Raw genomic sequence first — 1,788 nt, 5'->3', positions numbered from 1 at the left:
CCCCGGAAGCGTCCATCACTATCGACACCGTGGCTGGTGACGATAGGGTCAATATCGCTGAGTCCAATCAAGCCATCAACGTGACCGGCAAGGTCGGTAATAATGTTCAGGCCGGTGACGCGGTGACGGTCACCGTGGGCAATGAAACCTACCAGACTACCGTGAATGCGGATGGCGTTAGCTGGAGCGTTAGCGTGCCGGGCAGCGTGCTGACGGCGAACACCAATGTCAGTGCCAGCGTGACCACTGCCGATGCCGCCGGTAATACCACTACGGCAAGTGCGGATCGTCCTTACACTGTCGACACCATAGGGCCGGAGGCCTCCATCACTATCGACACTGTCGCTGGTGACGATAGGGTAAATATCGCCGAGTCCAATCAAGCCATCAACGTTACCGGCAAGGTCGGTAATAATGTTCAAGCCGGTGACGCGGTGACGGTAACGGTGGGTGCGGAGACCTACCAGACTACTGTCAATGCCGATGGTGTTAGCTGGAGCAGAGATATTCCGGGTTCTGTACTGGCTTCCAACTCGGCAGTTAGCGCCAGTGTCACCACCACCGATGCGGCGGGTAATAGCACTACGGCAAGCGCCGATCGTTCTTACACGGTGGATACGGTAGCCCCGGACGCCTCGATCACTATCGACACCGTGGCTGGTGACGATAGGGTAAATATCGCCGAATCCAGCCAGTCTGTGAATATCAGCGGCAAGGTTGGCAACAATGTGCAGACCGGTGATACCGTCACGGTAGCAGTCGGTTCAGAGACCTACCAGACCACGGTCAATGCGGATGGTGTTAGCTGGAGCATAGATATTCCGGGTTCTGTACTGGCTTCCAACTCGGCAGTTAGCGCCAGTGTCACCACCACCGATGCGGCGGGTAATACCACTACGGTAAGTGCGGAGCGTACTTACACTGTCGACACCATAGCGCCGGACGCCTCCATTACTATCGACACCGTTGCTGGTGACGATAGGGTCAATATCGCCGAGTCCAATCAGACGGTTAATGTGACAGGGCGCGTCGGCAACAATGTTCAGGCCGGTGATACGGTCACGGTAACGGTCGGTTCAGAGGCCTACCAAACTACGGTCAATGCCGATGGAATTAGCTGGAGTGTTAGCGTGCCGGGCAGCGTACTGGCGGCAAACACCAATGTCAGTGCCAGCGTGACCACTGCCGATGCGGCGGGTAATACCACCATCGTAGAGTCCAATCGCCCTTACACCGTCGATACGGTAGCCCCGGACGCCTCCATTACTATCGACACCGTGGCTGGTGATGATGTGGTGAATATCGCTGAGTCCAATCAAGCCATTAACGTTAGCGGTCGTGTTGGCAACAATGTTCAAGCCGGTGATGCGGTGACGGTCACCGTGGGTGCGGAGACCTTCCAGACTACCGTCAATGTGGATGGTGTGAGCTGGAGCATTAGCGTGCCGGGCAGCGTACTGGCTTCCAACTCCGCAGTTAGCGCCAGTGTCACCACCACCGATGCGGCGGGTAATACCACTACGGCAAGTGCGGATCGTTCTTACACCGTAGACACCATAGCCCCGGACGCCTTGATCAGCATCGACACTATTGCCGGTGATGATAGGGTGAATATTGCCGAATCCAGCCAGTCTGTGAATATCAGCGGCAAGGTCGGCAATAATGTGCAGGCCGGTGATGCGGTAACGGTCACCGTAGGCAATGAAACCTACCAGACCACGGTCAACGCTGACGGCACCAGTTGGAGCGTGAATGTGCCGGGCAGCGTACTGGCCGGTAATACCGAGA

At 56.7% G+C, this 1,788-nt stretch carries 1 protein-coding gene; it reads left to right on the top strand.

The window, feature by feature from the left end; translation table 11 throughout:
* Positions 1 to 1,788, top strand: a 1,788-nt coding sequence (locus tag BIY29_RS19795) for an Ig-like domain-containing protein (protein WP_121576710.1), incomplete at both ends; no start/stop codon positions are given.

This window comes from Brenneria alni, from assembly GCF_003666245.1.
GTDB classification, from domain to species: Bacteria; Pseudomonadota; Gammaproteobacteria; order Enterobacterales; family Enterobacteriaceae; genus Brenneria; species Brenneria alni.
This window is presented reverse-complemented; position numbering and strand designations above follow the sequence as displayed.